Source organism: Psychromonas sp. (assembly GCF_983033635.1).
Genome location: NZ_CEZLMY010000167.1, coordinates 1 through 7,732 on the forward strand (window position 1 = coordinate 1; position 7,732 = coordinate 7,732).

Sequence of the window (7,732 nt, forward strand, 5' to 3'; positions counted from 1 at the left end):
TATTTAGGCGTAGGAAAAATGGATGAAAGCAAGGCATTGATTGCAGTAACTAGTTGTTCTAATTGCAAAATCAATAACGAAGCTAGCATTCATTTTAACAAGCATAAATGAATATATAATTATCGGATTTGGTATTAACGTCCAATAACGCAATTTCGGCCACTTTGTTTTGCAACATATAATAATTTATCGGCACGCTGCACTAATGTTTTTATACTTTCTTTATCGCCTAACTGGGCCACACCGATACTGATAGTGATGCTATCCTGCTCGACTTTCAAGGTTGATTGAATATGCTCTCGAATACGCTCGCAAACAAGCAATGCTTTACTTAAGTCTGTTTCAGGTAACAAAATAATAAACTCTTCACCTCCCCAACGGTAAACCATATCGATATTACGAATAATATCGGTAAAGTGATTTACCAATGATTTTAATACCTGATCACCAACATCATGGCCAAATTTATCATTAACGGCTTTAAAATGATCTATATCGGCAAAAGCGAGGCAAAGTTCGTGCTTATGACGTAGATGACGCTCTCGCTCTAAATTGGCATTGCTTTCAAATTTACGGCGATTGCCAGCCAGGGTTAACGGATCATGTAAAGCCGCATTTTCGGCTTCTTTACGCAGTTGCTCTGTTAATGCATTTGCTGCCTTTAATGCATCGGCTCGACCTTTGACTATATGCTCTAAATGGCGCTGCAGTACCCATAAAAAACTTAATGAAAAAGCAACGCTATAAAGCATAAAAACTAATACTGATGCTTGCTGTAACCAATTCGCACTCATAAAATCATTATCTGTACTTTCAACCAACACCATCACAATGCGCAGCAGCATAAAAAACACAAAAAAGAACACTATGGCGACTATAAATTTATGCTCGATAGAGGGGGAATTTAAATGGATAGGTTTTAACAGATCGATCATGGTCAAAATTGAATAGATGGCTAAAAACAGCGAAATAACAATAATCCGCATACTCAGATCAAAATCAATGTAAGTGTAATAAAGAAACAGACAGACAAACAAAAAAAGTGATAACAGCACATTTTTCAGCGGAAAAACTAATCCTTGAAAGTCACGGGTACCTTGCCAGACAAAAACCGCCCATAACAGATAGATGCTATTACCAAGAATAATAGAAATAAAATCAGAGAGATAGCCACGACTCGATATTAACAGAGCGCCCACCATCAAGCAGCCAAAACCCAGTGAGATCCAGCCTAAGCTGGAACTTGATTTTTGTGTCCGCCAGATAATCAACATCACAATAGAGACAATGAACGCTGTGAACATATTTACAATAAAAAGCGTGCGTATATCTAAATCCATTACAGCCCCTTTTATAATAAATAAGGACAAGAACAGTAATTATCTTAAATTGTAGCTAGCAAATGCCTTACTCACCCTAATAAGTGACCAGTTAGACTTTAATTTGATAGAACTTTATTGTCATTTGCATCTGGTGCAGCCTGTAAACGCTCGACTAAACGGCTGGATCGTTGTGTTTTATGCTTAACTGCATTGGCCATTAATAACAGATCAGCAAACAGAGTCAGTCGCTGTTTGGCACGGGTGATACCGGTATAAATAAGCTCTCTGGTTACCACCGGCAGATTATTCTCCGGTAAAACCAATACCGTATGAGCAAACTCTGAGCCCTGGCTTTTGTGCACTGTCATCGCAAAAACAGTTTCAAAACTGGGTAGACGGCTGGTCTGAAAATCAGCAATAGCGCCATCCGCCATTTGAAAATAAACACGTAACTGATTTTCATCATCCATTAAACAGATACCAATATCGCCATTATATAATCCTAAATGGTAATTATTTTGGGTGATCATAATTGGCCTGCCGACATACCAGCTGTTATGTCCGTTTTCCTGCAGGGAGGTTTGTCTGTTTATCAAACCCGCTTTTGTTAACACAGTTTCACAACGCAGATTAAGACCATCAACCGCCCATTCCCCCTCTCGCGTAGCGCAAAGAATTTTGAATTGGTTAAATATCTTTAATAGTTTTTTAGCATCATCACGATTTTCTGGCGTTATCACCGTCAGGCTTTGTAAATAGGGAGCATAACCCGCTAATATCAATTTATCTAACTCTGTAAGATTTTGCTCATTATGAGAAAAACAGTTTAGATCATCAAAGTCATGACACAACTGCAAAACCTGCTTACTGCTTGCTTTACCTGAGTTGACCGCTTTGGCTAAATACCCAATACCCGAATATTGATCAAAACGATAACTTTTACGCAGTAAACATAAATTATCAGCCATACTGGAAACAGCGTGTTGCTGCTTAACTAACGAGCTGAAACCCGTTAAATCTGCTAACTGCTGCGCTTTCTCCTTACTGTAACCCGACTCGATAAAATAACAGATATCACCCAATACAGCCCCCGCTTCAACCGAGGCCAGCTGGTCTTTATCACCTAATAAAATCAAACGCGCATTATCCGGCAACGCCATCAGTAATTTTGCCATCAAAGGCAGATCAACCATAGATGCTTCATCCACCAGCAACAAATCTAAGTGTAATTTTTTGCTGTGATTATGACGGAAATGGTTACTGTTGGCTTTAACACCTAATAAACGATGAATAGTACTCGCTTCACTGGGGATTTTTGCTTTTAAGTCAGGATCGATATCCAACTCGACTAATGCATGACTGATTGATTCGGTTAAGCGCGCGGCTGCTTTGCCAGTTGGTGCAACCATTTTGATCAATAAACCGGGTTGCGCCTTTAATAACAGCGCAAGCAGCTTAGTGACAGTGGTGGTTTTACCTGTCCCCGGGCCACCAGAGATAACACAGCGTGCCGTGCTAAGTGCAAGCGCTGCACTGACCTTTTGCCAGTCACAACGTTCACTCTCAGGTATTAAATCAGCTAACTGCTGCAGATCCCGGCTGCTTGACGCCTGCTTAAAAACAGTTTCAATTTGTGACCAGTCTACAGATGCCTGCGGCAGCAGATCTAAAAACTTTTCACATAATTGACGGACAGACTGTTTATTATCAGCACACCAGGCCTGCCACAAATAATCGTAATTAATGGTAAACAAGGGATCTAATTCAGCTTTGATATTACCGCGTAAAATCACTTCAGGTTGAGTCAATAATTTATCGGCAATCAACTGTTCAAACTGCGCATAACGCGTTAAATAAAGTGCATTAAACTGCAGACTTAAGGGGGCAGTTTCACCGACATACAAAGAGTCACTTAATAACGCGTGTGTGTCCTGATTATTTTGCAGTAAACATTCAATATTATGGCGTTGACAAAAACTTTGCAGATTAAGCTCAGTGCTTAGACACTTCTCATTAAGGCGTTGCACAATTTCATCAATAGGTAGGCAGATATGCCCTAGCCCTAAATATTCGCTAGTAAAAGCGGCACTTAAGGTAGTTAATGTGTCTGCACCTAACTCGTTAATAAATTTTGCGAAGTGGTAATCGATTGAGCGTAATAACCCCAGCTCTTTCCATTGTTTAAGTTGCTTTAACATAGCGACTCCTGTGGCAATTTTGTATGGTCATTTTGCCCAGAAAAAAGCTTGTCGAGCCCATCTATTAAAGCAAAGCTAGGTTTATTAAAATACACACCAAACTGATTATCCCCCTGCATACCGCGTAAAAATGTATAAAAAACACCACCGATATGGGTATCGTAATCATAATCAGGTAAACGAAGTTTAAGCAGACGATGCAAAGCTAAGGTATAAAGCTGATATTGAAAATCATATCGATGTTCAATCATAGCTAACTCAATATTGTGCTGATTATAATCTTCTAAGTTATCACCGAGATAATTGGATTTATAATCAAGCAGATAATATTTACCATCGAATTCAAAGGTAAGATCGATAAAACCTTTTAAGTAACCTTGCACACTTTGGAACTGTAATTCCCCCGCTCGCGCTGATAACGGATCATATTGCTGAATCAATCGATTCACCTGCGGCGCATGAATAAGTTTCATATCAATAAAAAACTGCATCTCAACTTTCTTTTGCGCAGCGCTCAAAGCGCGTAATTTAACACCCAGCTCACTGTTTAAATCATGCTCTAAAATCTGCTCAATCCAAGTTGCCAAAACAGCTGACCATAACTCCGGATCTTGATAACAATGCTGCTCAAGTTGCTCTGCTAACCAATCCGTTAAACCCTCGCTTGTCGCTTGTTGAAAATCAATTAACTCAAATAACTGGTGTAAAAAGCTGCCGTGTTTCGCCCCTCTTGGAAAACTAAAAGGGCTTTTCGCCGGCTCAAGCAGGGGAGTTTCAACCTTGTTCTTTGCCAGAATATTTTCATTCTCACCGGCTACACTGTGAAAACGTGACAGTGATGAATAACTGCTGATCCAATAATTTTTTTCAATTCTGCCGGTAAAGCTGCAGGGAGCTTGCAGGGGGAGATCCTCCTGCTGAACCTGATAAGCTGTTTCATCTAAAACAGGGCTGCTGCGAACGGAAATATTGTTTGATGTTTTACACATTTTAGCAAGAAGGCCATTTAACAGATCCGTATCACCCGCTAACAGATCTTTGCCGCCCTGCAGGCAGATGTAGCCGAGCGCACTTTTAGCAAGCGGACTGTTTTTCACGCGTCCCGTTTTATAACTGCCAATACCGATATAACAGCGATAAACACTGCGTGTCAGGCCAACATATAATAAACGTAACTCTTCTGCTAACTGCTCTTTTTCTGTTAATGCTAAATGATTTTTATTATTGTTCAGATCATACATTATCTTATGTTGTCTCTCGGGATCATGGTACAAACACTCCCTGGCTTTTTGATATAAACCGGTAAACGGCATAAACACAATATCGTATTCCAGCCCTTTTGATTTGTGCAGAGTACTTACCTGCACCAGATCCTTTTCACTTTCAAGACGCTGTTTTTGCTCACCGGAATCGTCATCGGCTTGCTTTATCTGCTGACTGAACCAGCGTAGCAAAGCAAAATCACCATCATAATCAACACTGTTTTTTTGCAGTAATTCAGCAAGATGTAAAACATCTGTAAGCGAACGTTCGCCTTGTGGCGATTTCAATAGATGTGCACTTATACCCTGTTGGTGGAATAATTTATGCAGCATTGCCAAAACCCCAGCTTTTGCCCAAATTGCACGATATTCAATAAATTGGCTGATTTTTTCTTCCCATAAGTGCGTATCTGCAAGCAGCTGATGAACTTGGTAAGGGCTTAAAGCAAACAACTTGCAGGCAATTGCACTGCGTAATAAGCGTTCATTTTCAGGGTTTAAACAGGCCTGCAAAATACGCAATAAATCTTGCGCTAATGGCGTTGCATAGACACTCTCTTTGAGTGATAAATAAACACTGTTAATATTTTCATTAAATAGTGCTTTACGGATTTTCGACGCCTCTTTACCTGTGCGCACTAAAATCGCAATATCATTGGCACGAATGGCCTTTTTAACGCCCTGTTTATCCTCTAAATAGGCTTTGCCCTGCTGCGCTAATAACAGTATTTTTTTTATTTCATTAACGCAGGCATGCGTTATCGACTCTTTAAAGCCTTCTGCATTTTCTCCCCCGACAGGATGAATAAACTGTAGCGCGGTTTGCGCAGAATCATCTTTATTAGCCACCAGCAATTTTTTACGTTTAATATCGGGGGCTTTAACCGCAATAAAAGGGATATCATCATTGTAAATAAAAGGTGCAGGGCAATATTTAAAAAATGCATTGGCAGCATTGATCATCTCGGGGCTGGAGCGGTAGTTATAATCCAGACTGTAATGAGCAGTCACATTCTGCCTTGCTTTCATATAGGTGAAAATATCTGCGCCACGAAAGCTGTAAATTGCCTGCTTGGGATCGCCTATCATAAACAGCCCCGCACTTTTATCGGTAAACTCATGATCTTCGGTTTTCTGATAAATCGTCTGGAAAATTCGGTACTGCACCGGATCGGTGTCCTGGAATTCATCAATTAAAGCTATCGGATAGGCAGCTCTGATCTGCAGGGCGAGATGATTATCAACAGAGTGCTGCAGAGCATCATCTAAACGCGTAAGCAGATCATCAAAACCTAATAACATCTGCATTTGTTTACTTGCCTGCAGATGTGCACGCACCCAATTTGTCGCTTTTATCAACAGGGTGTTCTGCAGGGAAAGATCTTGTTCAAGCAATGCCTCTATTTGTGAAAATACCGGGTGTTTGGGCGCAGCCCCTTTCGGCGTTTTTTCATCTAAGGTTTTTTGTGAAAACTTAAGCAAGTTTTTTGGCAGAGATAAAGAGGAGCTTGATTGAAATGCCCACTGGGAAACTTCAGTTAACCAGTTGGGTAAATTTTTCTTAGTATAACTGCGCTTGGAAACATCAGAGTGACTGATAATATCAAAATAATCCGCCTCATCTTTTATCCAGCTTTCTTTTACTTTTTCAATCGCCTGTAAACTGGACTCATATTTAGCTTTAAAATCAAAATCAGTAATTTCGGGCAAAAATTGCAGATCATTGCGTGATAACCAGCTGCGCAGCTCATTTTTTAACTGCTCCGGATTTTGCCAATAACTGAAAATAAGCTCGGTTAGCGGTGTCGATAGATCGTAGAAATGGGTGCGCCAAAAATCGTTACAAGTTTGTAATAACAGTTTGGAATCATCTTCTAATAAAGTTTGCTGAAATAAACTGCCCGATTCAAAGGCATTTTGCATCAGCATACGCTGACAAAAACCATGAATCGTATAAATGGCCGCTTCATCCATCTGCAGCTCGGCAAAACGCAGTAAACGAATCGCCGTTTGATGATCTTGACTCTGATTCATAAGGGTTTGCGTAAAGGGATCATCACTTTCACCCTTCAGAAAATCCAAACGCACCAGTTGAATACGCTCGCGAATACGCGAGCGCAGTTCTGCCGTTGCGGCTTCGGTAAAAGTCACCACTAAGATTTGCTCAACCGTTAATGGTTTTTGATGGGCATTATCAGCAACCTCGCCTTGTTGATCGCTTTCACTATCACCATGACCTAATAACAAACGGATAAACAGACTGGCGATAGTATAGGTTTTACCTGTGCCCGCTGAGGCTTCAATCAGGCGCAGGCCATATAACGGGAAGGTTAATGCATCTAATGGCAAAACCGAAACTTGTGATCCTGTTTTAAATTCAGTCATTACGCCTCCTCCTCCCATTCACCATATTCAATGGTACTGATATTCGCTAAAATTGGTTTAAACACCTGCATCGCTAATGTTTCAAACTCTAACCAATGATCTTCTAAATTGTCATAACAGCGCTTGATATAAGGATCTTCTCCTTCAGCAAAACCGCGGCTATTGGCGAATATTTCCAAAGCTGCTTTCTGCCCTTCAGCGCGCGCTTCAAAGGTTAAATCATCTAAAACAAAACAGTCCGGTTGATGCAGATTGACCATAGTGATCCAGGCAAATGCGCTTTGAATAAAAAAGGGTAACGGCGTCTGTAATCCCGCTTCGTATAATGCGATTAATTCAGTTAATCTTTGATAAGCATAATCCGCAGGAAGCTCTTCAAAATAGATACCATTGGCTTGACCGAACAAGCTGGAATTAAGATTTTTTCCATAGGCGATACAGTAACAAAGATGCTCTACCCATAACGATAAAATATCTTTCCCCTTGATACCGCCCGTTTTTACGCGCACTAAACCATTTTCACAATGGTCGCTTAATTCACCTAATAAACGCTTTTGTGCAAAAC

At 40.4% G+C, this 7,732-nt stretch carries 4 protein-coding genes; all 4 read right to left on the reverse strand.

What is annotated here, in order from left to right; genetic code table 11:
• Window positions 1–134: 134 nt before the first annotated feature.
• Entirely contained in the window at window positions 135–1,340 is a 1,206-nt protein-coding gene (locus AC4GME_RS15665) for a GGDEF domain-containing protein (RefSeq protein ID WP_490376633.1), read from the reverse strand.
• Window positions 1,341–1,438: 98 nt separating this feature from the next.
• The gene (gene recD / locus AC4GME_RS15670) at window positions 1,439–3,520 is read right to left on the reverse strand and encodes an exodeoxyribonuclease V subunit alpha (RefSeq protein WP_490376634.1); all 2,082 of its coding nucleotides are present in this window, start codon (window positions 3,518–3,520) and stop codon (window positions 1,439–1,441) included.
• The gene (gene recB / locus AC4GME_RS15675) at window positions 3,514–7,167 is read right to left on the reverse strand and encodes an exodeoxyribonuclease V subunit beta (RefSeq protein ID WP_490376635.1); all 3,654 of its coding nucleotides are present in this window, start codon (window positions 7,165–7,167) and stop codon (window positions 3,514–3,516) included. The genes recD and recB overlap by 7 nt, the downstream gene beginning before the upstream one ends.
• The coding region (locus AC4GME_RS15680) for a PDDEXK family nuclease (RefSeq protein ID WP_490379726.1) at window positions 7,167–7,732 on the reverse strand (566 nt) is incomplete at its 5' end. The genes recB and AC4GME_RS15680, both read right to left, overlap by 1 nt.